The 25,328-nt window shown below is 61.6% G+C and carries 16 protein-coding genes; 13 read left to right on the top strand and 3 right to left on the bottom strand.

The genetic code is table 11. The features are described 5' to 3' along the window. Positions 1-6: 6 nt before the first annotated feature. A complete protein-coding gene (locus LAN70_05975) occupies positions 7-732 on the bottom strand; it encodes an exopolysaccharide biosynthesis protein (protein MBZ5510704.1) in 726 nt (241 codons plus the stop codon). Positions 733-1,064: 332 nt separating this feature from the next. Between LAN70_05975 and LAN70_05970 the strand changes: the two genes are divergently transcribed. The 3 genes from LAN70_05970 to LAN70_05960 all read left to right on the top strand — a co-directional run bounded on the left by LAN70_05970 (position 1,065) and on the right by LAN70_05960 (position 6,874). Next, on the top strand, positions 1,065-2,948 hold the full coding sequence (locus tag LAN70_05970) for a DUF4382 domain-containing protein (GenBank protein ID MBZ5510703.1): 1,884 nt from the start codon (positions 1,065-1,067) through the stop codon (positions 2,946-2,948). 146 nt (positions 2,949-3,094) lie between these two features. Then, on the top strand, positions 3,095-5,515 hold the full coding sequence (locus LAN70_05965; GenBank protein MBZ5510702.1) for a protein kinase: 2,421 nt from the start codon (positions 3,095-3,097) through the stop codon (positions 5,513-5,515). Between the two features lie 708 nt (positions 5,516-6,223). Beyond that, positions 6,224-6,874: an RES family NAD+ phosphorylase gene (locus LAN70_05960; GenBank protein MBZ5510701.1), complete on the top strand. Its 651-nt coding sequence runs from the start codon at positions 6,224-6,226 to the stop codon at positions 6,872-6,874. Positions 6,875-7,098: 224 nt separating this feature from the next. Here the strand turns inward: LAN70_05960 and LAN70_05955 are convergent, their stop codons facing one another. Continuing rightward, positions 7,099-8,313: an aminotransferase class I/II-fold pyridoxal phosphate-dependent enzyme gene (locus LAN70_05955; protein MBZ5510700.1), complete on the bottom strand. Its 1,215-nt coding sequence runs from the start codon at positions 8,311-8,313 to the stop codon at positions 7,099-7,101. Between the two features lie 230 nt (positions 8,314-8,543). On the opposite strand from LAN70_05955, the gene LAN70_05950 reads away from it, so the two are divergent. Together LAN70_05950 and LAN70_05945 are read left to right on the top strand one after the other, a co-directional pair. Beyond that, entirely contained in the window at positions 8,544-9,500 is a 957-nt protein-coding gene (locus LAN70_05950; GenBank protein ID MBZ5510699.1) for a rubrerythrin, read from the top strand. Between the two features lie 81 nt (positions 9,501-9,581). After that, positions 9,582-10,091 carry a DinB family protein gene (locus LAN70_05945; protein ID MBZ5510698.1) on the top strand — a complete coding sequence of 170 codons (510 nt, stop codon included), beginning with the start codon at positions 9,582-9,584 and terminating at the stop codon, positions 10,089-10,091. A 61-nt stretch (positions 10,092-10,152) separates the two neighbouring features. Here the strand turns inward: LAN70_05945 and LAN70_05940 are convergent, their stop codons facing one another. Then, positions 10,153-11,679 carry an aldehyde dehydrogenase family protein gene (locus tag LAN70_05940; protein MBZ5510697.1) on the bottom strand — a complete coding sequence of 509 codons (1,527 nt, stop codon included), beginning with the start codon at positions 11,677-11,679 and terminating at the stop codon, positions 10,153-10,155. Between the two features lie 300 nt (positions 11,680-11,979). On the opposite strand from LAN70_05940, the gene LAN70_05935 reads away from it, so the two are divergent. The 8 genes from LAN70_05935 (at position 11,980) to LAN70_05900 (ending at position 25,204) form a co-directional block, all read left to right on the top strand. Continuing rightward, positions 11,980-13,251 carry a hypothetical protein gene (locus LAN70_05935; protein MBZ5510696.1) on the top strand — a complete coding sequence of 424 codons (1,272 nt, stop codon included), beginning with the start codon at positions 11,980-11,982 and terminating at the stop codon, positions 13,249-13,251. Between the two features lie 254 nt (positions 13,252-13,505). After that, positions 13,506-14,507, top strand: a complete 1,002-nt coding sequence (locus LAN70_05930) for a rod shape-determining protein (protein MBZ5510695.1) — start codon at positions 13,506-13,508, stop codon at positions 14,505-14,507. 188 nt (positions 14,508-14,695) lie between these two features. Next, positions 14,696-15,844, top strand: coding sequence for a rod shape-determining protein MreC (mreC, locus tag LAN70_05925; GenBank protein ID MBZ5510694.1), 1,149 nt, complete (start codon positions 14,696-14,698; stop codon positions 15,842-15,844). Continuing rightward, positions 15,844-16,362 (top strand): rod shape-determining protein MreD, encoded by a 519-nt coding sequence (mreD, locus tag LAN70_05920; protein MBZ5510693.1) that lies wholly within the window; start codon positions 15,844-15,846, stop codon positions 16,360-16,362. The genes mreC and mreD overlap by 1 nt, the downstream gene beginning before the upstream one ends. A gap of 187 nt (positions 16,363-16,549) precedes the next feature. Further along, the gene (gene mrdA / locus LAN70_05915) at positions 16,550-18,520 is read left to right on the top strand and encodes a penicillin-binding protein 2 (protein ID MBZ5510692.1); all 1,971 of its coding nucleotides are present in this window, start codon (positions 16,550-16,552) and stop codon (positions 18,518-18,520) included. A 35-nt stretch (positions 18,521-18,555) separates the two neighbouring features. Continuing rightward, complete coding sequence (gene rodA, locus LAN70_05910) at positions 18,556-19,647, top strand: rod shape-determining protein RodA (GenBank protein ID MBZ5510691.1); 1,092 nt, start codon at positions 18,556-18,558, stop codon at positions 19,645-19,647. A 514-nt stretch (positions 19,648-20,161) separates the two neighbouring features. Next, on the top strand, positions 20,162-23,110 hold the full coding sequence (locus tag LAN70_05905; protein ID MBZ5510690.1) for an Rne/Rng family ribonuclease: 2,949 nt from the start codon (positions 20,162-20,164) through the stop codon (positions 23,108-23,110). A gap of 387 nt (positions 23,111-23,497) precedes the next feature. After that, a complete protein-coding gene (locus LAN70_05900) occupies positions 23,498-25,204 on the top strand; it encodes a phospholipase (protein MBZ5510689.1) in 1,707 nt (568 codons plus the stop codon). The last annotated feature ends 124 nt before the right edge of the window (positions 25,205-25,328 follow it).

Raw genomic sequence — 25,328 nt, 5'->3', positions numbered from 1 at the left:
CGCCAATCAGATTCTCGGAAAATAAGCCAGAGGCTGTCCCGTGACCACGGCGCGTGGGTTGCCGTCGGTGAGCGCCTGGGCGACGGCGGCGCCGTAACTGCGCTTGATGGCGTCGCGGGCGGCGGACAGGATCGGCGGCCGGCCTTCAATGCTGTGGGCGTCGGTGGCCAGGATGTGGACGGCCTCGCGCTGGAACAGCCATTGCGCGGTTTTCTTCGGCCTTTCACCCCAACCCCCGGTAATGGCCGATGCCGTCACCTGCACCGCGCATCCCAGGTGCGCCCAGTGGAGCACGCGCTCCGGCGTGCGCTGCAGCAGCGGGTTGCGCTCGGGATGGGTAATGATGGGCACCAGGCCGCGGAGCAGCAGATGTTCCAGTTCGTCGTTAATCGAGGGCGGTATGGAGAAGTCGCTGAATTCCACCAGCAGGTAAGGGGTGTCCTCGATGGTGTAGCGGTGCGGATTCTTGGCGAGGCTCTCCAGGTTCTCGTAGGAAAGATGGAAATCGCAACCCAGGCTGAGCTTGGGCTTGCCGCCGGTGCGCTGGCGCAATTCGTTGAGCACGCCGCGCAGCCACTCACGGTCGTAGGAATACTCGCCGTTGGCATGAGGGGTGGCGACCATGTGCTCGATGCCGTCCTGCGCCGCCATTTGACACATGTGCTCGGCCATCTCCCAGGATTGGGCGCCGTCGTCAACTTCGGGAAGAATGTGACTGTGGATGTCAACCATGGCGTGAGGAGCATTAAAACAGATTGAGCGCGCAAGCGACAAACGGGTCGTTGGCCGTTGGGACGGGGTTGCTGACTGGGCCGAAGAATTTTCCTGGCTGAGTTTCAAATTGGGAAGCGACGGAACGGCGGCAAACCCGCATCCGTCCTAAGGAAATACCGTCGAAGGGCCCGGCCAGCGTCTAAGGTAATCAGCACCGGAACTGCCTCCGCCCGCATAACCAGCAACTCTGGAATGCGAACCGTGTTCTTGGACAAAGACGCAACTGCCGCACTCGCGGCGCAGGGTTCGGAGGAGCAACGAATATGAGGCGGAAGTTTTTTTTCCTGCACATGGCAGGACTCGCACTGATTCTCGGCCTGCTGCTCGGGTGCAGCGGCTCGACAACCACGATCAAAGCGACAACCGGCAATCCGCAGGTAACGACCGGCATGGTGGACGTGATCCTGAGCGATGACTCGACCGAGGACTGGGCCACCATCGGCGTAAAAGTCTTGAGCATTTCGCTGACGCCGCAGGGTGGCGGTGCGCCGGTCGTGGTGTTCACCGCGCCCAACCCGGTTCCGGTGATCAACCTGGTGCAACTCGACCAACTGGGAGAACTGATCGGCAACGCGCAAATTCCAGCCGGCACCTACACCAGCGCCACCATCACCATCAGCGCCAATCCCGGCGACGTGATGTTGACCGCGGCCGCCGATCCGGAGGCGGGATTTGCGGGCGCCGCGGGCGCGACCGTTCCTTCCAGCCAAGTCCAGATTCAGGGGACAACCGGCGCGGCCGGCAGCCTGACCACGACGGTCAGCGTGAACCTGGTTTCGCCGCTGGTGGTGACTGCCGGAGGGAGCAATCAGCTCGATCTGGAATTCGACCTCTCGCATCCCGCGTTTATCGTGGACCACACGCCGGCTGGCGCCGGCTCGACCTTCTGGGCGGTCAACTTTAAAGGCCCGGTGCGCCATCATCCCATCGCCAACATCGCGTCCTTCCTGCTGCGTGACACCTACGGCATGGTGACGGCAGTGGCGGCCAACAACACTTCCATCACCATTACGCGGGTATTTGCCGTCAGGCCGGTAGCCGTTCCCGAGACCGCGATTACCAGCTCGTTTTCGCGCACCATCCTGGCCGACGCGGTCAACGGCACCATCTTTTACGACGTAGACGCGAAATCGCGCAGCGTGATCAAGGACTTTTCCTCCGTGGCCGGCAGCCTGACCGGCAAGTACGTGCGGATCGCCGCGCGCTACCAGGTGGACGGCTCGCTGGTGGCGGTGCGCGTGTGGGCGAGCACGACCTTCAACAGCCTGTGGGTGAGCCCGGAAGGTCACGTGCTGCGCGTCAACAAGACGACCAACGTGATCACGGTGGAAAATGAGGCTGGCGTGGGCGTACCGCTAACGGTGGACAGCAATACCCAATTCTTCTTCCGCGCGCCGTCGAGCGCCACCGCGGATGCCACGCCCATCGCGACCGGCACCAGCTTCGTCGCCAACGGCAACATCGTGCGCGGATTCAAAGTCCACGTGAGCGTGGTGGATCCGCTGGCGGTCCCGCTGGTGGCGCAGTCGGTGGACATCGAGCTGGCCAAGTACGGCGGGACCATCTCCTCCGCCAACTCAACCAGCTTTATGTATACCGGCAAGTTCAACACGCTTGCCGACAACTACACCTTTACCGAGGCCTACGCGAGCAACTTCAAGTGGTGGTACTTCACCTTCCCCACGCAGGCCACCACCGGCGCGACGACTTTCGTGGCGACGGTCGGAGGCGCAGCAAACTTCGGCGGGACGGTGGGCACGCTGCCGGTCTGGGGAACCAGCGGAAACACCTGGGGTGATTCCGCCAATCCCACTGGCTGGGCTGCGGTTTGGACGATTCTGCAACCCACACCGGTGCCGCGCGGAACGGTTTCGACGGCATGGGCGGCGAACAGCACTGGCGGAACCTTCGCCATGACGGTCCCCGGCGGAACCAATGCCGTGACCGTGAGCCTGTCCAGCGTCTCGGGATCGGCCACCCTGGTCTACCAGGTGGACCGCACGAACAACGTCATCACCGTGAGCCCGGTGGATCTGACCACCCCAGCAGGCCAGGCGACGATCGCCAGCAATCTGGTGGTGGGAACACCGGTGAAGGCCGCAGGCGTGCCGCAGTCCGACGGCAGCATCAAGGCGTACGTGCTGTTCTACTACACGGGGTTGATGCCGAAGTAAGCTGCGATCAAAGGACAGAAAATCCCCACCCTGTCGCTCCAAACCCGGGAGCGACAAGGGTGGGGCCATTTGACGGTGAGATCGCGCCGCGCTTGCGCCCGGACAGGCGAACAACTTAGTATCCGGTCAACTGGGGTGCAGCCCTGTTGATCGACACTACCGTTACCCACTATCGAATTGTCGCCAAACTCGGCGGCGGCGGCATGGGCGTGGTCTACGACGCCGAGGACCTGAAACTGCCGCGCCACGTCGCCTTGAAATTCCTGCCCGAGGACATGGCCAAGGATGCCTCGGCGCTGGAGCGTTTCCGGCGGGAGGCGTTTGCGGCCTCGGCGCTGAATCATCCCAACATCTGCACCATTTACGAGATTGACGAGGCCGAAGGCCGCCCGTTCATCGTCATGGAGTATCTGGACGGCGCCACACTGAAGCACCTCATCAACGCCGGCAAGCCGATGGCCATCGAACAGGTGCTGGAGCTGGGAATCCAGATCGCCGACGCACTGGACGCGGCACACGCGCAGGGCATCATCCATCGCGACATCAAGCCGGCCAACATTTTGGTCACCAAGCGCGGACACGCCAAGGTGCTCGACTTCGGACTGGCCAAGGTGACCGGAACGCAGCGCCAATCCATCCTGGCGTCGGCGGGCGCCACCGCGACGGCGGCGCTGGCCGTATCCGAGGAGCACCTGACCAGCCCGGGCACGGCGATGGGCACCGCCGCCTACATGTCACCCGAGCAGGCACTGGGGAAAGAACTGGACCCGCGCACCGACCTGTTCTCCTTTGGCGCAGTGTTGTACGAGATGCTGACCGGCACGCTGCCGTTTCGCGGCGACACCAGCGCGGCGGTGTTCGACGCGATCCTCAACAAAGCGCCGACTTCGCCGGTGCGCCTCAACCCGGAAGTTTCGCCCAAGCTGGAAGACCTGATCAACAAGGCGCTGGAGAAAGACCCGCGCTTGCGTTACCAGACCGCGTCTGACCTGCGGGCGGATCTGCAGCGGCTGAAGCGCGACACCGATTCGGGGCGCAGTGCGGTCATGGCGGCCGCGACGCTTGAGGAGCAGGGCAAACCGCCGTCGGGCAGCAGCACGGTCGCCATGCCGGCGGCAACAAGTTCGAAGAAGTATTGGATCCCAGCGGTGGCTACCGTCCTGGTGGTCGCCGCGGCCGTGGCGGCATTTCTGTGGCGTGGATCGTCGGCGAAGAGTATCGGCTCGATGGCGGTGCTGCCGTTCGTCAATGCCACCTCGGACCCGAACAACGAATTCCTCAGCGACGGGCTGGCCGAGGACCTGATCAGCACGCTTTCACAGTTGCCCAACATGAAGGTGATGGCTCGCGCCACCGTGTTTCGCTTCAAGGGCAAGGAGGACGATCCGGCGAACGTTGGGAAATTGCTGAAGGTGGATGCCGTGCTGACCGGGCGGATCACGAAACGCGGCGACAACCTCAGCATTGCGACCGATCTGGTCAACACCGCCGATGGAACGGAGATCTGGGGAGCTCAGTACACCCGCAAGCCGACGGATATTTCCAGCTTGCAGGATGAGATCACGCGCGACGTCGCGGCCCGCCTGCGCTCCAAGCTGACCGGCGACCAGCAGAAACAGATCGCGCGCGGTACAACGGCGAACTCGGAGGCGTACCAGCTTTACCTCAAGGGCCGCTATTACTGGAACAAGCGCGGCGCCGACAACATTAATAAAAGCATTGATCTTTTCACACAGGCGATTGCGAACGATCCTTCCTACGCTCTTGCCTATGCGGGACTGGCCGATGCCTACTCGGTCTCTCCTCCGTATACAGGAATGGCGGCGGAACAGGCCAATGCGTTGGCGATGCCGGCCGCGCGTAAGGCGATCGAACTGGATCCACAACTCGCCGAAGCGCATGGTGCATTGGCAGCCGGGCTGGTCAGCGAATACAAGTGGGCCGAGGCGGAAAAAGAATTTCTTCGCGCCCTGGAACTCGCGCCCAATAATGCGCATTTCCACTACTTTCACGCTTTCCTCTACCTGCTGCCGATGGGACAAACCGACGCTGCCCTGGGTGAGTTCCGCACCGCTTTGCTGCTGGACCCGCTTTCTCCCATCATCAACGCGAATTACGCGTACACGTTGTATGCAGCGCACCACTATGACGAGGCGCAGCAACAGTTTCGGAAGGCGCTCGAAATCGATCCCAATTTCCGTCCCTCACACGGAAAATTCGCCTATCTTTACGCCGCCATAGGCAAATGGGCCGAGGCCGTGCAGCAATACCGCGCCTGGGCGGGCGACATGAACTTGCCGGACGCGAGTCCGACCGCGAAGGGGTATTCGGAACTGGTGCAGGCCTATTCGGCGCAGTTGAATCAGCGAGGTCATGCTCCGGAAATGTATCGGGCTTTAGCTTTCGCAGCGGAGGGAGATCGCGAACGTGCCATCGCGTGGATGCAGAAAGCAGTTGCGACTCACGACAGTGAATTTCCCTACACGGTCAGAGATCCGCTGTTCGATTTTGTGCGTTCCGATGCGCGCTACGTCGAGCTGATGGGCGGAGTCGGGTTGCCACCGTAAGACGGTCGATGGCCGGTGGCACAAGTCAGGCCGACGATGAACCCACATCTGCCAAAAGCGGGCAGATGTGGGGCACCGACCCCGCCCTTCGCCAAACCCTGCCTAGATGTTGGTCAAAGACTAGCTTATCGTATTATCAGTCGTTTACAAGACATAAGACTGTGGCTTGTTAGCATCACGCACTATTTCAGTGGTAATATGGCGTTATTTAGTAGCGTTTAATTAACAAATTTCTTGCATTTGGTACGTTGTTTGAAGTACCATCAACCATGTCCGGAGGAGAGGAGGCGACCTTGGTGACATCTGCAGTCCCGACACGTACGCTCCCGCGCCCAGATCTAGAAGCGCACAGAGAATCTCTTTCTAAGTCTTTCCCGGAATTGGTCTCGTGGCTTGCCGGCGCAATCGGTCGCAAACTGACGGCTTACGTTGCTAACGTCAAGGACGTGCGAACCGTGGATCGATGGACAAAAGGCATTGGCACGCCGTATGGCGATGCGGAACCGCGTCTCCGGTTTACGTTTCAGGTTGTACGCACTCTCACGGAATATGATTCACCCCAAGTCGTTCAGGCCTGGCTTATGGGAGTGAACCCGGAACTCGGGGATCGCGTTCCGGTTCGTCTGCTTCGCGAGGGCGACTTAAACATCATTGCTCCGGAGGTACTCGGAGCAGTGCGTGCCTTCATAGCAGGGGGTTAGACTACAAGTGCTTGAAAGTCGGAGATCCCCCAGGGAACTTTTCCGAGTCGGCCGCAAACCGGACCCATGGCAGCCACCGGACTGGTCTCGGGCAAACCCGGACGGAACATTCGGAAATCGTTTTGATGATCCCCAAGGGAGTTACCGCGTTCTTTATGCATCCAGCCAAAGAATATCCTGCTTTGTCGAGACGCTTGCGCGGTTCCGTCCGGATCTAACGCTTCTTGCTGAGCTCGAACAAATTGATGGAGAAGATGATTTCTTCCCCATGGGGAAGGTACCACGCGACTGGTGTGACCGGCGGTTGCTCGGGGTAGCGTCCGCAGATGGGGACTACGCCGACATATATGCGAGCGGATGGATAGCGCTTTTGCGAACAAAGCTGGCTGATGAATGCTTGCGTCTGGGCTTAGCAGATCTTGATGCTGGTGTCCTACAGGTTGCGCCGCGGCGGATTACTCAACTCGCTTCACGACAGGCTTTTGAACGCAGCTATCCGGGCATTTACTACCGCTCTCGATATGGCCATGATTTAGACAATTGGGCCATCTTCGAGCCTTTTCCAATCATCTTTGTTTCTTCCGCAGCCATCGCCAGCGGTGATGCGGATCTCACAGAGGCTCTCAAGATTCTAAGAGTGGAACTGAGCGGAACCTGATATTTTCAAGGGTGCAAACGCCGACAGCTCCAAGGAGCACGTCGGTGATGGTACCGACATCTGCTCTTGCGCCGCCCTTCTCAGGCGGTAAATCTCCGTGTACCAAGAAACGATTCCGAACAGGGCGCATTGGACACCAAAACTCGCAAGCGGGATCCAATCGATCACTTTGCGAGCAGATCTGGGGCACAGTCGAGATTCTTTTCGTCCAAGACTACTTCAGATTATTTGTAGTGTTCGCGCAGGTAATCCGCCATCCCGGCGTAAGCTTTCGCCAGTGTCTGCTCGTCGGGTAGGAAGACGATGCGGAAGTGCTTCGTGCCGGGCTTCTGGCCGAAGCCGCTGCCATGCACGACCAGCACCTGCTTCTCCGTCAGCACGCCTTTGACGAAATCGAGATCGTCGCCGGGAATATCGAGCTTGGGAAACGCATAGAACGTGCCCTTGGGCGAGACGCAGCTTACGCGCGGCGTGGAGTTCGCCCACTGCACGGTGAGGTCGCGGCGGCGGCGCAGCTTGTCGTTCATTTCCTTCAAATGATCCTGCGGGCCTTCCAGCGCCGGCTTGATGGCGTACTGCATCGGCGCGTTGCAGCAAAGACGGGCGCGCAACAGCTTGTGGACGCCTTCGATGTAGGGCTTGAGCGCGTCTTTTGGGCCGCTGCAAATCGCCCAGCCGATGCGCCATCCGGGCGCGAGGTACGGCTTCGACAGTCCGCTGAAGGTGATGACGGGAACGTCGGGCGCCAGCGACGCCAGCGAGATGTGCTCGACGCCATCGTCGAGGATGAGCTTGTCGTAAATCTCGTCGGCGAAGATGACCAGGTTGCGCCGGCGCGCCAGTTCGCAGATCGCTTCCAGTGTCTGGCGTGAGTACACCGCGCCGGTCGGGTTGTTGGGATTGATCACGACAATGCCGCGCGTCATGGGCGTGATCCTGCTCGCCATCTCCTCGACGTTCGGCTCCCAATTTTTCTCCTCGTCGAGGTAGTAGGCGTTGATCGGACTCTCGATCTTGGCCAGCACCGCGGAGTAGAGCGGATATTCGGGCGCGGGCGTGAGCACGTCTTCGCCGGGATTGCACAGCGAGGTGAGGCAGAGCTCGACGCCTTCGCTGACCCCCGCCGTAACAAAGATGCTCTGCACGTTGCGGATGCCGCGGCGCTCGGCCTCGCCGGCGATGGCCCGGATGGCTTCGTCCACGCCGAGCGAGGGCGCGTAGCCGTTATGGCCGTCGCGCATGGCCTTATGCGTGGCCTCGATCATGTGCGGCGGCGTCGCGAAATCGAACTTCAGCGGGTCGCCGATGTTGAGCGGCAGGATCTTCTTGCCGGTCTTGGCCACTTCGTCGGCCAGAACGGCGAGGTCGCGGATGGCGTAGCGGACGTTCTCCAGCCGCAGCGCGGCCAGGATTTCGCGGGCTTGCGTAGTGGTGGGCATGGCGGTTTTCCGGCTTTGATTGTAGCCGAAGGGCGGTCGTTGGTCGTTGGCGGTTTGCCGCAGGCGGTTCGATGGGTCAGGAACAGCCCCACCCTGTCTCGCGAAACCCGCGCGAGACAAGGGTGGGGCAACCACCCAGTGATCGGAACTCACGAGCTCCTGTGACGGGCATGTGTTTGCGTCCGGCAGCGTATCGCGTACACTCTTCCGGATTTTCGCGGAGCGCACGCATGCGAAGCTTCGACAGTCTGGACGAGAAAGAAATTCTCGCGCTGGCCATTTCGCTCGAGGAAGAAGATGAACGCATTTATGCCGATTTTGCCGAGGGATTGCGGGAGAATTTCGCCGCTTCGGCGGCCATCTTCGACGGCATGCGGCAGGAAGAGGCGGGACACCGCCGCCGGCTGATCGAGCTGTTCCGGGAAAAATTCGGCGACCACATTCCGCTCATCCGCCGGCAGGACGTGAAGGGCTTCGTCAACCGGCGTCCGGTCTGGCTGGTGCGCCCGCTGGGGCTGGACAAGGTGCGCAACCAGGCGGAAGCGATGGAGGTCGAGACCCGCCAGTTCTACCTGCGCTCGGCGGCGCGTACCCGGGATGCGCGCATCCGGCAATTGCTCGACGATCTGGCGGAAGAAGAGCTCTCGCACGAACACCGCGCCGTAGAACTGGAGCGCGCCCAGCTCACCGTCGACACGCGCCACAAGGAAGAAGAGGCGCGCCGGCGTTTGTTCGTGCTGCAGATCGTGCAGCCCGGGCTGGCGGGCCTGATGGACGGATCGGTGTCAACCCTGGCGCCGGTGTTTGCCGCCGCCTTTGCCACCAAGAGCACGCACGACGCGTTTGCCGTCGGACTGGCAGCCTCCATCGGCGCCGGCATCAGCATGGGGTTCGCCGAAGCGCTGTCGGATGATGGCAGCCTGACCGGCCGGGGCCATCCCTGGTTGCGCGGCCTGGTCTGCGGATTGATGACCGCGCTGGGCGGGATCGGGCACACCCTGCCGTTCCTGATCCCTTCCTTCCACGCGGCGTTCATCGCCGCCACGGTGGTGGTGATTGTAGAGCTGGGGACGATCACCTGGGTGCGGCACCGCTACATGGAGAGTCAGTGGTTTTCGGCGGCGCTGCAGGTGGCCATGGGAGGCGCGCTGGTGTTTGCCGCGGGCGTGTTGATTGGGAGCAGTTAGTCCCGAGTTGCGAGTCCTGAGTTGCGAGTTGTATCCATGACTAGGGTAGAGACATCTCATACTTGGTCACAGGAGGCCGAAATGGCGATCTCGCATTCGTTGCTGCCGGAATTTGATATGGAGATGGCGAGCACGCGCAAGACGCTGGAGCGCGTGCCCGACGAAAAGTTCGAGTTCAAGCCGCACCCGAAATCCGGATCCATGGGATGGCTGGCGGGTCATTTGGCCAACCTGCCGCTGTGGGCGGTGATGACCTTGAAGGACGATGCGCTGGACATCGCGCCCGCCGGTGGTCAGCCGTTTCAGTTGCCGGCGCCGAAGAACAAGCAAGAGGTGCTGGCGCTTTTCGATCAGCACGTGGCCGACGCGCGCAAGGGAATTGCCACCGCCAGCGACGAGCAGTTAATGAGGCCGTGGTCGCTGCTGAGGACCGGGAAGACCATCATGACCATGCCCAAGATCGCGGTGCTGCGCTCGTTCGTGCTGAACCACATGATTCATCACCGCGCGCAGATGGGCGTGTATTTGCGGCTCAACGATATCCCGGTGCCGTCCATCTACGGCCCGAGCGCGGATGAGGGAAGCTTCTGAGAAGTTTCAGTTTCAGTTTCAGTTTCGGTTAGGCTGAAACTGAAACTGAAACTCGAAACTCTTACTCCGGCCTATCGATCTGCGCGCGCTGCAGCCGGTCGGAGTAGTCCACGTAAATCGATTTCCACTCGGTGTAGAACTCGATGGCGCCCAAGCCGCCTTCGCGGTGCCCGTTGCCGGTGGCCTTGGTGCCGCCGAAGGGCAGATGAACTTCCGCGCCGATGGTCGGGGCATTGATGTAGGTGATGCCGGCAAACAGGTCGCGCATGGCCTGGAAGGCGCGGTTCACGTCCCGGGTGTAGATGGCGCTGGAGAGCCCGTACTCGACGCCATTGGCGATCTCGATGGCGTCTTCGCAATTGTCGCAGGGAATAATCGAGACCACCGGACCGAAGATTTCTTCCTGCGCAATGCGCATCTTGGGATCGACGTCGCCGAACACCGTGGGCTCGAGGAACCAGCCGTACTTATAAATGCCGCTGTCGAGGCGATGACCGCCGCAGAGCAGCCTGGCGCCTTCCGACTTGCCGATCTCGATGTAACTGAGGTCGGTTTCCAGTTGCGCCTTGTTCACCGCCGGTCCCATGTCCACGGTTTCATCGAGGCCGTTGCCGACCTTGAGCTGTTGCGCGCGTTCCACGAAGCGGCTGACGAACTCGCCGTACACGCCCTTCTGCACGATGATGCGGCTGGTCGCCGTGCAGCGCTGGCCGGTGGTGCCAAAGCCGCCCCAGAGGCCGCCTTCCAGGGCGAGATCGAGATTGGCGTCGTCCAGCACGATCATCGGGTTCTTGCCGCCGAGTTCCAGCGAGCAGCGCTTGAAGCTGCGGGCACAGGATTGGCCGACGATGCGGCCGACATCGCTGGAGCCGGTGAGGGAGACGGCGCGAATTTCGGGATGCTCGGTGAGCGGGCCGCCGATCTTGGAGCCGAAGCCGCTGACGATGTTGACCACGCCATGGGGCACGCCGGCGTCCACCAGCGTCTGCACGAAGTTGAAGACGGAGAGCGGCGTGTCCTGGGCCGGCTTGATAATGCAGGTATTGCCGGCAACCAGGGCCGGGAAGAGCTTCCACGACGGGATCGCCATGGGGAAGTTCCAGGGAGTGATCATGGCGCACACGCCGACCGGATGGCGCGCCGCCATGGCGAACTTGTTGGGCAATTCGGAGGGCACGGTAGCGCCGAACATGCGGCGGCCTTCGCCCGCCATGTAGAAGCCGGTGTCAATCGCCTCCTGCACGTCGCCGCGGGTTTCCTTGATGACCTTGCCCATCTCCCGGGTCATGTCGCGGGCGTAGTCTTCCTTGCGCTCGGTGAGCATCTGGGAGGCGCGGTAGAGGATCTCGGCGCGGCGGGGAGCGGGAACAAGCCGCCACTTTTTGAACGCCTGACTGGCGGCGTCCACGGCGGCGTCCACGTCGGCCTTGCCGGACTTCTGAAATACGCCGACCACGTCGCGGGTGTCGGCGGGATTGATGTCCTCGAAGGTCTCGCCGGTCGAGGCTTCCACCCACTCGCCGGCAATGAAGTTCTTGTAGATTCTGGATTTCGAAACCTTGCTGATCGCGTCAACCTCGGTGGCCATGGCGCAGCGCCTCCAGCGGAATAGGTGCAAACCGATCATCGTATCCGGGGTGCGCAGGGCACGCAAGTGCGCCCCGCCCACCAGAACCGGTGACAAAAGAGAGCGTGATGGTCCCACGATCTGCCCGCCCCGGGCCGGTCTGGGGCGCCTCGATCAGGGTGTATCCCGGAGGCTGGGACAGGTTAATTCTGGAGTTATTCACCTATTTGCGACGGTTGGCGCTTGTGGTACTCTCGCCGCCTTGTGCAAAGTTTTACACTTTAGTCATACAATTCTGTGTCCTGTTATCGTTCTTAACTCGTGCCACAAAAACACAGACCGGGCATCCAGATCTCGTGGACCACAGTCACCTACCGCAGCGTGCTGCTGGCGATCCTGGGCGTCGTGATCGTGGTTTCCTTCGTCCTCTCCATCCTCTTCCCTGAGCAAACCAAGAGTTTTGCGGAGAAGTCCGGCGTCGCGATCACCGACTGGCTGGGAAAGAAAGGCGGCCAGCCGACCGGAAAAATGGGGCAGCAGTCCGCGAGTTTCACCGCCATTGACGGCACGGTACGGGTGAAGAAGTCGAACAGCAACACGTGGATCAACGCCGACTTCAACGTTCCCCTGGAAAAGGGAGACGTGGTGCAGACCAGCAACGAAGGCATCGCCAAGGTCGTCTTCGCCGACAACACGAATTACACCATCAAGCAGGATTCCCTGATCGTCATCCAGGAGAACTCCACCAACATCGGGCAGCCGACGCAGGTGGCGGTGGAGTTGACGACGGGCACGGTGGACCTGTCCACCTCGTCGTACGCGCAGGGCTCGAAGAGCCAGGTGATTTTGGCCGGGGCAACGGCCTCGATCGCGGCCGACAGTTCGGCGCTGGTGCGCAACGATCCGCGCGCCGACCAGCATCAGGTGCTGCTGAAGAAAGGTTCCGCCCAGGTGGCGCGCGGCGCGGAAGTGGTGAAGCTGGGCGAGTACGAGAGCGTGAGCTTCCAGGCAGCTTCGAGAACCATGACCAAGCTGAAGGAACTGGCGCCGCCGACGCTGATCGCGCCCGCCAACGTGGCCCCGATCTTCGTGAACCTGCAGAGCGGAAGCGTGGTGGACTTCAGCTGGTCGCCGGTCGCCGACGCGCTGCTCTACCACATGCGCATCTCGCGCAACCCGTACTTCTCATCCACCGTGTTCGACAAGAAGGTGCCGGTTCCGCAAATGAAGGTGCCGGGCCTGGCGGAAGGCGCCTACTACTGGACGGTGCAATCGGTGGATGCGGGCGGCCAGGAATCGGTGGAGAGCGAAAAGAACCGCTTTACCGTGATCGCCAAAGGGGCCGACACCGCCGAGATCGCACTGGAGCTTTCGCCGTTCGTGCAGCACGGGCACGTGATCGAGGTGAAAGGCAAGACCGCGCGCAATGCGCGGGTGATGGTGAATGGCACGGAAGTGCCCGGCGTTCGCGACGACGGCACGTTTTTCTTCTTCACTGCCCCCCTGCCCAACGGGGAGAACATCATCACGGTCACGGCGCAAGACGCCAAGGGCGGCGTGAAGACCAAGCAGCAGAAAATCGTGATTCAGTAAACGCCGGGCGCTCGCCGCCGCCCGCGTTGCTGCCGGCCGGCTTTCCCGGGGCCGGGTCGGGAGGCATACAGAGAATCACTGGAGGAGTGCGACTTTAGTTCCACCGAAGCTGTGGCACATCGAATAAAATCAGGTTAGACGGCCAGGAAAATTTCGGACAGGCAAGAGACGCTCACAGGTTAGAGAGACGAAGTATGTCACAAAACGGTTTCCATCCCACCACCCGCTTCCACAACCTTCGGTCGCTGTTCAGCATGTTTTCCAGCGACCTCGCCATCGACCTGGGCACGGCGAACACGCTGGTGTACGCGCGCGGCAAAGGCATCGTGGTCAACGAGCCGTCGATCGTGGCGATCAACAAGAACACCGGGGAAGTGGAGGCAGTGGGCAAGGAAGCCAAGGAGATGCTGGGCCGAACGCCGGGCAACATCGTGGCCATCAAGCCGATGAAGGATGGCGTGATCGCGGACTTCAAAGTCACCGAGAAGATGCTGAACTACTTCATCCAGAAAGCGCACAACCGCAAGATGCTGGTGCATCCGCGGATCGTGATCGGGGTGCCCAGCGAGATCACGCAGGTGGAAAAGCGCGCCGTGATGGATTCGGCGTATCGCGCCAAGGCCAGCGAGGTCCACCTGGTGGAGCAGGCGATGGTGGCGGCCATCGGCGCCGGCTTGCCGATCACCGAACCGAGCGGCAACATGATCGTGGACATCGGCGGCGGCACCACCGACATTGCCGTGATTTCCCTCAGCGGCATCGTGTACTCGCGCTCGGTGCGCATGGCCGGCAACCAGATGGACGAAGCGGTCATGAACTTCCTGAAGCGCAAGTACAACCTGCTGATCGGGGAGCGCACCGCGGAGCAGATCAAGATCGAGATCGGCAGCGCCTATCCGCTGGACAAGCCGCTGACCATGGAAATCAAGGGCCGGAACCTGATTGAGGGCGTGCCCAAAACCATTACGGTGGACGACAGCGAGGTCCGCGAGGCGCTGAGCGAGTGCGTCGCGACCATCATGAACGCCATCCGCGTGGCGCTGGAGCGCACCCCGCCCGAGTTGAGCGCCGATATCAGCGATCGCGGCATCGTGCTGACCGGCGGCGGCGCGCTGCTGAAGAACCTGGACAAGCGCATCCGCGAAGAAACCGGGCTGCCGGTTTCCATTGCCGACGATCCGCTGTGCAGCGTAGTGCTGGGCACGGGGAAGATGCTCAGCGACTTCAAGCTGCTGAGGAAGATCTCTTTGGAGTAGGTTTAGCCACAGAGGACACAGAGGAAAACGAAGCAAAGAAGCTCTGCCGCAGATTTGCGCAGATGAACGCAGATGGAAGCGTAGCTGCTTGTGTTCTTTGGCGTGAGATCGAAGCGCGAGACCTGATGGCCGACAGCCGATCGCCGACGGCCACTGACTACTGGCCACTGGCCACTGGGCACTGAGAAGTGGAAAACATCATCAACCGCCACCGCAACCTGACCATCCTGGCGGCGGTGTTGTTTGCGCAGATCCTCGGGCTGGCGGTGCAGGTCAAACGAGGCACCGACCAAGGCACATCGCGGCTGATCCGCATTTGGGCCGTTTCGGCCATTACCCCGATTGAAAAAGGCGTGGGGCACACCAGCCGGTGGTTTGCCGACACCTGGCACAACTACCTCTACCTGCGCGGCGTGCGCGCCCAGAACCGGGCACTGCGCGAGGAAATCGAGCACATGCGGCTGGAGCAGGTGCGCACGGCGGAAGATGCCGCGCAGGCGCGCCGCCTGCAATCGCTGCTCGGGTTCAAGGAGGAATTCATCTCGCAGACCATGCCGGCGCAGGTGATCAGCACCACCGGCAGCGAGTTTTCGCGCGGCGTCTTTATCGACAAAGGATCGCGCGACGGGATCAAGGCGGACATGCCGGTGATCACGCCCGATGGCATCGTGGGCAAAGTCTATCGCGTCTATCCGACTTCGTCGCTGGTGCTGGAGATCAACGATTCGTCCAGCGGCGCGGGCGTGATTATGGAGAAGTCGCGGCTGCAGGGAATTTTGAAAGGCTCGCCGACCGGCCAGACCTTCGTGGCCAACATCATGGCCGACGAAAAGATCGAGCCCGGCGAGCGCATCCTGACCAGCGGAGGCGATCGCGTCTATCCCAAGGGCATGGCGGTGGGCACGGTGTCGCGGGTGAATCCGGCGGGAACCTTCCTCAACGTGGAAGTGAGACCCTCGGCGCAACTGAACCGTCTGGAAGAGGTCCTGGTCATTACCAAAATCGTGGAGAAGGCGCCGGAGGTGAACGACGCGAGCGCGCCCGTCCGGGCGATTGACATCCTGGCGCAGCGGCTGCCTTCGGTGCCGCCGCCGAAACCGGTGGATGCGAAAAAACCGGATGCGACGAAGCCATCGGCAACGGCGCAGGCCAAACCGACGACAGGGACGAATCCGAACCAGGAAGCGGCGGCGCCAGCGCCCGTTCCGCCCGAGACGGCGGGACAACCGTCCACCGCAGCCAAGCCGGCGCCTTCCGCCGAGAAGAATGAAGCCAGCGCCAAGGCGGTGGTGGAAGCAGCCAAGCCGGAAACCACAGTAAAGGACACACCCCGCTAGTGCCTGCCCAGAGTGCTTCCCGAGAACAGATTGAGGTTTACCGCTTCCCGGTGGCGGCGGCGGTGGGGGTGCCGCTGGCGGCGCTGCTGCTGCAACGCTTTCTGCCGCTGCATGTTCCCGCGGCGGCAATCTTCGACCTGCCGTTGCTGGTCACGATTTATTTCGGAGTCGCGCGGCGCAACCAAATCAGCGGGCTGCTGACCGGCGGGGTGATCGGGCTGGTGCAGGACAGCCTCACGCATCAGCCGCTCGGGCTGTACGGCATCGCGAAAACGGTGGTGGGCTACGCCGCCTCGTCGCTGGGAGTGAAACTGGATGTGGACAACCCCGGTTCGCGGCTGCTGATGCTGTTTGGCTTTTACCTGCTGCACCAGATCATGTATCTGGCGGTGGCGCGCGGCTTGGCGGGCGAGATGCTGACTTGGCGCTGGGGACACGAGGCGATCGCAGCGCTGGCGAATGCGCTGCTCGGCCTGGTGCTGTACACCGCGCTGGACCGGCTGCGGCAACGAACGTAACGCAGTTTCGAGTTTCAGTTTCAGAAACTGAAGCGCTGAGTGAGATTGAAACTCGGAACTGATTTTCAGGGTATTGTCATGTCCTTGCATTTCGCTTGGTCACAGGACAAACATAGATCGTTCGCTGGGCTCAGGATGACAGGACGGGCCGCCTGAAACTGAAACTGAAACTCGAAACTGACTGATTATGCCGTTAGGGCGCGACGAAAAAGTACCGCAACTCCGGCTCACCGCCGTGCAATACGGCATTCTCGGCATTTTTCTGATCCTGGTGTTCGGGCTGTGGCGGCTGCAGGTGGTGGGCAGCGATTATTATTCGCAGCTCGCGGAAAAAAACCGCATCCGCAATGTTCCCATCCTGGCGCCGCGCGGCAAGATCCTGGACCGCGAAGGGCGCATCATCGTGGACAACTACCCGTCGTTTTCCGCGCTGCTGCTGCGGGATGCCAGCAAGAATGTCCTGAACGACGTCAACATCATCGCGGCCGGGCTGCACATGGACCCCGACGAGGTTCGCGACCGGGTGAAGAAGTTCGCGTTCACGCCGCAATACCAGCCCATCTTCCTCAAGGACGACATCACGCCCGACGAGCTGGCGTTTATCGAGTCGCACCGCAACGAGCTGCCGGAGCTGGAGACGATCATGGCGCACCGGCGGCTGTACCCGAAGGGCGGGTTCATGGCGCACCTGATCGGGTACGTGGGCGAGGTGAGCGAGGACATGCTCAACTCGCCGCAGTGGGAGTTCTACAGCCCCGGCGACGTGGTGGGGAAGTCGGGCGTCGAATTGTCGTACAACGACATATTGATGGGCAAGAACGGTTTCCGCCGGGCGCTGGTGAACAGCCGCGGCAAGGAAGTCGGCCGCTTGGACGAGACGCCGGCGGTGCCCGGCAAGCAGCTCAAGCTGACGGTTGACATTGACCTGCAAATCGCCGCCGAGGAGGCGCTGGGCGACAAGAACGGCGCCATTGTAGCCATGGACCCGCGCAACGGGGAGATCTTGGCGATGGTCAGCCGCCCGGTGTTCGATCCCAACGCGTTTGCGGTGCGCATCAAGAAAGCGGACTGGAACCGGCTGGTGACCGACGACGATCATCCCCTGCTGAACAAGGCCATTCAGGCGCAGCTCGCGCCCGGTTCGACGTTCAAGATCATCATGGCGACCGCGGGCATGCAGGAGGGCGTTGCGCAGACGTTGCAGGTGAATTGCACCGGTGGCGGGACCTTCTACGGCCGCTACTTCAAGTGCTGGATCGCGGCGCAGCACCGCACCCATGGGGTGGTGGGCATCTACAAGGCGATTTACCAGTCCTGCGACACCTTCTTTTATACGCTCGCGGAAAAGCTGGGCATCGACCGCATCGCAAAATACGCCACCGCGTTCGGCTTCGGCCAGAAAACGGGGATTGACCTGCCCAACGAAGTGGCGGGCGTAATGCCGTCGGAAGAGTGGAAGATCAAGAACTTCAAGCAGAAATGGTATGTGGGCGAAACGATTTCGGTGGGCATCGGGCAGGGGGCGGTGGCGGCCACTCCGATGCAACTGGCGCGCGCCATCGGGGCCATCACCAGCGGTGGCGTGTTGCGCCGGCCGCACACCGTGTTCCCGGATGAAATGCCGGCGCAACTCAAGCCGGCAGCCTTTCGGGAAAGCACCACGGTCCCGATCGATCCCGCCAACTGGGAGTTGATTACCGACGCCATGGCGCTGGTCCCCACCGGCGAGGGAACCGCGGGCAGCGCGCACCTGGAGGGCATCGACTTCGCGGGCAAGACGGGCAGCGCCCAGACCATGAGCAATGCGCTGGCGCAGCGGCTGGGCCATAGCCACTCGATGAAGGACAATGCGTGGTTCGTGGGGGTGACGCCGCGCCGCAATCCCGAATTGGTGGTGGCGGTGCTGTTTGAAGGCGGTGAGCACGGCCAGTTCGCAGCCCGCATGGCGGCGCAGGTGGTGAAGGCGTACGTGATGAAGCAGCGCAGCAAAGAAACCAAGATGGCGGCGGCGCCGGACCCTGGGCCGCAGAACGTTGAGCTGGCCGGGTTCTGGGGCATTCCCGACCCTGACGGCGATGGCGGCGATGGCATGCAAGGAGCGCGGATCCGGATTGACCTGGATGCGCGCAAGGCTCCGATCGCTGCCGCGGTGCACTAACTGAAACCGAAACTGAAAGTGAAACTGAAACTGTTTTGAAGCGCTACATTTCATTCCGCGATTTTGACTGGATCCTACTTGGGTTCGTGCTGGCAATTTGCGCCGCCGGGGTGCTGGAGATCTACAGTGCGACGGTGGGCACCAAGTTCGCCGGCGCGCACATCCGCCAGGTGTATTGGGTGCTGGGCGGGTGTTTTGTCATGTTCGTTGTCAGCCGCGTCAATTACCACGTGCTGATCGACCAAGTGCCCTGGATGTACGTGGTGTCGGTGGTGTCGCTGATGTCGGTGCTGGTGTTCGGGCAGAAGTACCTGGGGGCGCGCCGCTGGATCAAGATCGGCGGCGGCATCCATTTTCAGCCGTCGGAGTGGGTGAAGCTGATCCTGATCCTGGCAGTCGCCAAGTATTTCGCCGACGCTCGGCAGCGGGAATTGACGGTGGGTGACATCATCAAGGCCGGCATGCTGGTGGGCATCCCCATGCTGCTGGTGCTGGCGCAACCGGACCTGGGGACGGCGCTCACCTATATGCCGATCGCCCTGATGGGGCTGTTCCTGGGCGGGCTGCGATTCAAGCACGCCATGGTCATCCTGCTGCTCGGAGCGATGATGGCGCCGGTCGCATGGCACGTGCTAAAGCCCTACCAGCGCGACCGGCTCACCAGCTTCCTGCAGCCGGAAGCGGACTATCACGGGTCCGGATACCAGGTAATCCAATCGCTGATAGCGGTCGGCTCCGGGGGCATTTGGGGCAAAGGGACGGGTCATGGGACGCAAATCCAGGGGTCGTTTCTGCCGGTGCCGCAGACCGACTTCATCTTTGCGGCCTACGCCGAAGAACACGGATTTATCGGTGCGCTGGCCATCCTGCTGCTATACTTTGTGGTGCTGATGCGATTGGTCCAGAATGCCCAAACGGCGCCGGACCGGTCGGGTACTTTTGTGGTGATGGGTGTGGTCGCGGTCGTGACCTTCCACATCCTGGTTAACGTCGGCATGGTGGTCGGATTTATGCCGGTCACCGGAATACCGTTGCCGCTGATGAGTTATGGCGGCTCCTCCGTCTTGTTTACATTCCTGGCGCTCGGCATCGTGATGAACATACGCATGCGCCGGTTCGTGAACTGAGCGGAAAGCAGGAAAGGCGCGTTTCGCGGCATCCCTGGGATGCGGGAACGCGAACAGATTTGAAATACGATCGCCCCCTCGAAACGGGGGCTCGCACCGGCCGCATGAGGGGCCGGTACAGGATTGAGCTAAGCAGGGGTCCCGTCCAGCCGCCATCCGGGCAGCGACCACGCGCCGGAGCAGCCGCGGGAACCCTGAACCAGCGCCACGGGGCGGGTAACGGCCCCCCTTCGGACGCCCTGCGGTACGGATCGAGGGCAGCGCAGTCCGGAAGAGCGGTCACAGACCCCGTGTTGGTGCGCGCCACAGGTGCAAAAAGATTCCGAGTTCTGCACAACGAATCCAGCTCACGTGCGGTTGCGGTGAGCGCCGTAGGGAAGAAACCAGTTCCGCGTCCCGGAAGGGCGCGCAGGACCGTGGACTGCCCGAAAGCTGCATCCTGAAGCTCCATCCCTAGTTTGCCCCTCACTGGTTCGCCCGGTGCTGTTTCCGCGCAAGCGGAACCGGAGCAAGCATGTCGAAAGAACTCTTTGTCTCCCTCACGCCGCACGAGACCAAAGTCGCGGTGAGCGAGGAAGACCAACTCACTGAAATCTATTTCGAGCGGGAAAACGAATACACGTTGGCCGGCTCCATCTACAAAGGCCGGGTTACACGCGTGCTTCCCGGCATGCAGTCCGCATTTGTGGAAATCGGCCTGGAGCGCGACGCCTTCCTCTACGTCTCCGATTTCTTCGAAATGGAAGGCGAGCAGGACGAGTTCGAGCCGGTCAAGGTCGGCGGAGCGCGTCCCGAATTCCGTCAGCCCGACCGCGAAGACCAGCAGGTGCAGCCGCACCTGATCGAACCGGAAGCGGCGCCGCAGCCGCGCGCAACCTCGCCGATTGTTTTTGAAGGTCCGGAAGAACCGCCTGCCGGCGGCGCAGCCGAGGAGGCGGGCCCGGCCGGCGAACGAGAAGACAGCGCCGGTTTCCGCGGACGGGGCGGACGCCGGCGCCGCGGACGCCGTGGGCGCGCTTTCCCGGAATCGAAGTTCGCGCGTGGCGAGCAGGATGAACAGCCGCGCGAGAGCAATCGCGACGAGTCCTACGGTTCGCCGCCGGGCTATCAGCCGATGGTGCTGCCGGGCGAATCCATTTCCAAGTTCTCCCAGGGCGCGCAGGCGCAGCCTCCGCAAGTGCTGCCGGGTGAATCCATTTCCAGGTTTTCGCCGTCGCAGCCGCCGCCGGAAGAGCCGCCGCGAGCGCCGGAACGGGCGGAACGCGAGCGGCGTCCGGAGCGCGGTTTTGATCGCGGCCGCGGACGGGACCGCGACCGGGGCGCGCAGTCGTACGGTCCGCCGCCGGGATTTCAGCCCATCGTCCTGCCGGGTGAGTCCATCTCCAAGTACTCGCGGATGAAGCCATCACCGGTGGCGCCCCCGGCCGCGGCAGAACCCGTCGAGTCCGCTTCCGGGGAATCCTCCGGAGCGCTGGACCTGGCGGCTGCGTCCGACTTGGGCAGCAAGTCCGGGCAGTACGAACCGCCGCGCGCCGAGGCGCATGCAGCCACCGAACCACCGGTGATCGAGGCGCCGTCGTTGCCGCAGGCGCACGCGGAAACGCCGGTCACCGAGGCCGCCGGGGAGCGGGCCGAACCCAGCGAAGACGAGCAGCGCTTCGAGAGCATGAATGTCGCCGCGGTATTTGGCGGCGTGGAAGCAACCAAGGACGAAACGCCGCGCGAAGATTCTCCCTCCGTGGACCTAGGCAAAGTCGAAGCTGCCCACGACGAGGAGCATCATCGGTACGGCGACGCGCGCGCGGAGCTCGCCACGCCCTCGCAAACCGTCGAGCACGAAGAAATCGAGGAAGAAGAGGCGGACCTGCCCGTGGCCGCCGAACACCTGGAGGACGCCGACGATTTCGAGGAACTGGAAGAAGAGACTCTGGAGGCGCACCCGGCGCACGCCGAACGCAACGGCGATCTGGCCGCAATCGGGGAAGAGCTGACCGAAGCGGTGGAGCAATCGGAGGCGATCGAGGAGTACGACGAAGACGAGGAGAACGGCGAGGAAGTCGAATACGAGGCGGCCGAAGGCGGCGAAGGCGTGGAAGGCGGCGAAAGCCAGGAAGACACCGCCGCGCGAGCCGAACTGCGGGCGCCCGCCGGGACCGCAGGGTATCAGCAACGGACGCAGCGCCCGCCCTACGAGCGGCGCGGGCGGGGACGCCGTGGGGGCCGCCGCAGCATGCGCCAGGCGCGGCCGATGCAGCGCCAGCAGGTGATGATCTCCGACATGCTCAAGGAAGGGCAGGAGATCGTCGTCCAGATCGCCAAGGAACCGATTGGCAAGAAGGGCGCGCGCATCACCAGCCACATCGCGCTGCCCGGACGTTTCCTGGTGTACATGCCGACGGTGAATCACATCGGCGTATCGCGCAAGATTTCTTCCGACGACGAGCGCCAGCGGCTGAAGCGCATCGTGATGGACGAGCGCGACGTCCCCGGCCACGGCGGGTTCATCGTGCGCACGGCGGCGGAGAATGTCGCCGAAGACGAGCTGCGCGCCGACATCCGCTTCCTGAAGAATCTGTGGAACGAGATCAAGACCCGGGCCGACGAAAGCAAGGCGCCGGCGCTGATCTATCACGACCTGAACCTGGTGGAACGCACCCTGCGTGACCAGCTCACCGAGGACTTCACCCACGTGTGGGTGGACAACGAGCAGGAATACGAGCGCGTGCTGCGCTTCGTCAACCGTTTCCAGCCCAACCTGGTGCGCCGCGTCCGCCTGTACACCAAGGAGACGCCGCTGTTCGAGCAGTTCGGCCTCCACGAGGAAATCAACAAGGCGCTGAAGTCCAAGGTGTGGCTGAAGAGCGGCGGCTACATCGTTATCAACCAGACCGAGGCGCTGGTGGCGATTGACGTGAACACCGGCAAGTACGTCGGCAAGACCTCGCGCCTGGAAGACACCATCGTGAAGACCAACGTGGATGCCATCAAGGAAATCGTGCGCCAGATTCGGCTGCGCGACCTGGGCGGCATCATCATCATCGATTTCATCGACATGGATGAGCGCAGGAACCGTCAGAAGGTGATGCAGGCGCTGGAGGAAGCCCTCCGGGGCGACCGCGCGCCCTCCAAGGTTCTCCAGTTTAACGACTTCGGGCTGGTGGCCATCACCCGCAAGCGGGTGAAACATTCGCTGGAACGGACCCTGGGAACTCCCTGTCCGTATTGCACCGGAACCGGGCTGGTGAAGTCGGTGGAGACCGTCTGCAACGAGATCTATATCGAGATGAAGAAGTTGCGGCGGCAATTGGAAGGCTCCGAGATCCTGCTGCGCGTGAACCCCGAAGTGGCCAAGGAGTTGAAGGCGAACAATGCGCGCTGGCTGAACGATCTGGAGGAGCTATCCGGCAAGAGCATTATCATCAAGCCGGATGCCAGCCTGCACCAAGAGCAGTTCGATATGTAGCTTTCAGCTATCAGCTTTCAGCGATCAGCTTTCAGCAAGAGCGCGCTCGAAACCGGGCGCGCTTTTGCTGTTGCTAGGTCAGTTTCCGGATTGGCGACAACCCCCCAAGCCCCCTTTCGCTTCCCAGAAGCCGGTTCTGAATAGCAACCCGCACATATCCGTGATGGACGGCCACACGTCAGGCGGTCTCTCCACTATCCGAGCGTGCTTATCGGAAGGGACATTCAGCGATGGGGAGATAGGACTATCCTGTCTGATCGATCGGGATGAAACAGGAAACAATTGGATATAGACGAACTGGTTCGATAGAATGGCGTTGCCGACTACCCTACCTACGACGGTGGGTTGGGCTTCCACTTTACTCACTTATGAAGCTCGGGAGCTAACATGGCCGATGAATTCCAGGTCAAAGGTCAAAATGCGGCTGCGCTATTCACACTGACAATTCATCGTGGCGATGGTATGTCCCTGGTCGCGATGAATTGGAAAACCGGAAAGCCACCCGCCAACCTAGTCGGCTTCGCAATCGAATACAAGGAGCCCGGCGGTGACAAGTTTTTCGCCCTTAAGAACCGCCTGAGTTTCCCGAGTGCAGACAGCGGGGTTGAGCCGAACCGGCTCTCGACCTTGCGGTCCCCGATTCAGAAATTCCGCTGGGTGCATTTTCCCCGCAATGCCAACCTCCCCGGCGAGTTCACTTACAGGGTTACTCCGGTCTTCATGAACGACCAGGACGAACTCAGCTACGGTGAGGCGCAAGAGGCCAAGATAGAACTGCGCCGGGAAACATATCCTGGGCAGCTCAACGTCGCTTACACACGCGGATTCGTCTCGTCCCAGGCTTTCGTCGACCGGTACAAGTCGGTCTCCCAGCTGCTTCCAGCAAAGGCGCAAGACGGCCTGAAGTTCGTCCCCAAACATCCCCAGGCTACCGAGGCCCTTGAGTGGATGGGATTCGAAGCGCGGGAAGCGATCCTGGAGGTGCTCGACAAGGCCATCACTGACACCCAGGCCCAGGTACGCGTTGTGGCTTACGACTTGAATGTACCCGAAGTAGTTACAAGGCTGGAGAAACTCGGTTCGCGGCTCAAAGTTATCATCGACGATTCGGGCGACCATGGTAAGACGGGCTCAGCCGAGAACGATGCGGCGAAGCGCCTCATAGACTCAGCCGGCTCGCAAAACGTAAAACGGCAGCACATGGGAGACCTCCAACACAACAAGTTTATTGCGGTGGACAGTCCGAACGTGCAACTGGCGGTGTGCGGCTCAACCAATTTCTCCTGGAGGGCATTCTTTGTCCAGAACAACAATGCCGTGGTGCTGCAGGGCAGCAACGCGGTCAAGCCGTTTCTCACTGCGTTCGACAACTACTGGAACAACAACACTGTGGCCGGCTTTGCCGACACCGCCTCCGTGGATTGGACCACTCTCGGACTGAATGGGATTGATGCGAATGTGGCGTTTTCGCCACACTCGCAGTCGAACGCACTCCTGCAGTCGGTCGCTAATGACGTCCAAGACTCAACCACTTCCTCGTTGTTTTATTCGCTAGCGTTTCTCTATCAGACCCCGGGAGTTATTAAAGACGCGATCGTCAAGGTTACGAAAAACAAACAGCTCTTCGTTTATGGTATTTCCGACAGAGAGGTCGGGGGCATCGTCCTGCAGAAGCCCGACGGCAACCTCGCCCCCGTCTTTCCCGCGGCACTCTCGAAAAACCTTCCCGAACCCTTTAAGTCCGAACCGAGCGGAGGCGGCGGCATCCGCATGCACCACAAGTTCATGGTGATCGATTTCGACAAGCCGACCGCTCGCGTCTATCTCGGCTCTTACAACTTCTCAGTACCGGCCGACGTTAAGAACGGAGAGAACCTTCTGCTCATTCGCGATCGCCGGATCGCGGTTTCCTATCTCGTCGAGGCACTGAGCATGTTCGACCACTATCATTTTAGGGTGGCCCAGCAAGAAGCGAAAAAGGCCAAGAAAAAGCTGCAGCTCGCCAAGCCTCCCCGTAAGCCGAAGGAGAAGGCTTGGTGGGCAGAGTACTACACCGATGCGCGAAAGATCCGCGATCGTGAACTCTTTGCGTAAGGTCACGAAAGAGCTGCTCAAAATGGATTCATCCCGTATGACGGGCTACTCGGAAGTAAGCCACACGAAGGTAACCTGCGATACTTGGAATGGATGCCCGACAGATAACTGTTGAGTGGAACGA

It is taken from the genome of Terriglobia bacterium (assembly GCA_020072845.1).
GTDB lineage: Bacteria > Acidobacteriota > Terriglobia > Terriglobales > Acidobacteriaceae > JAIQGF01.
This window is presented reverse-complemented; position numbering and strand designations above follow the sequence as displayed.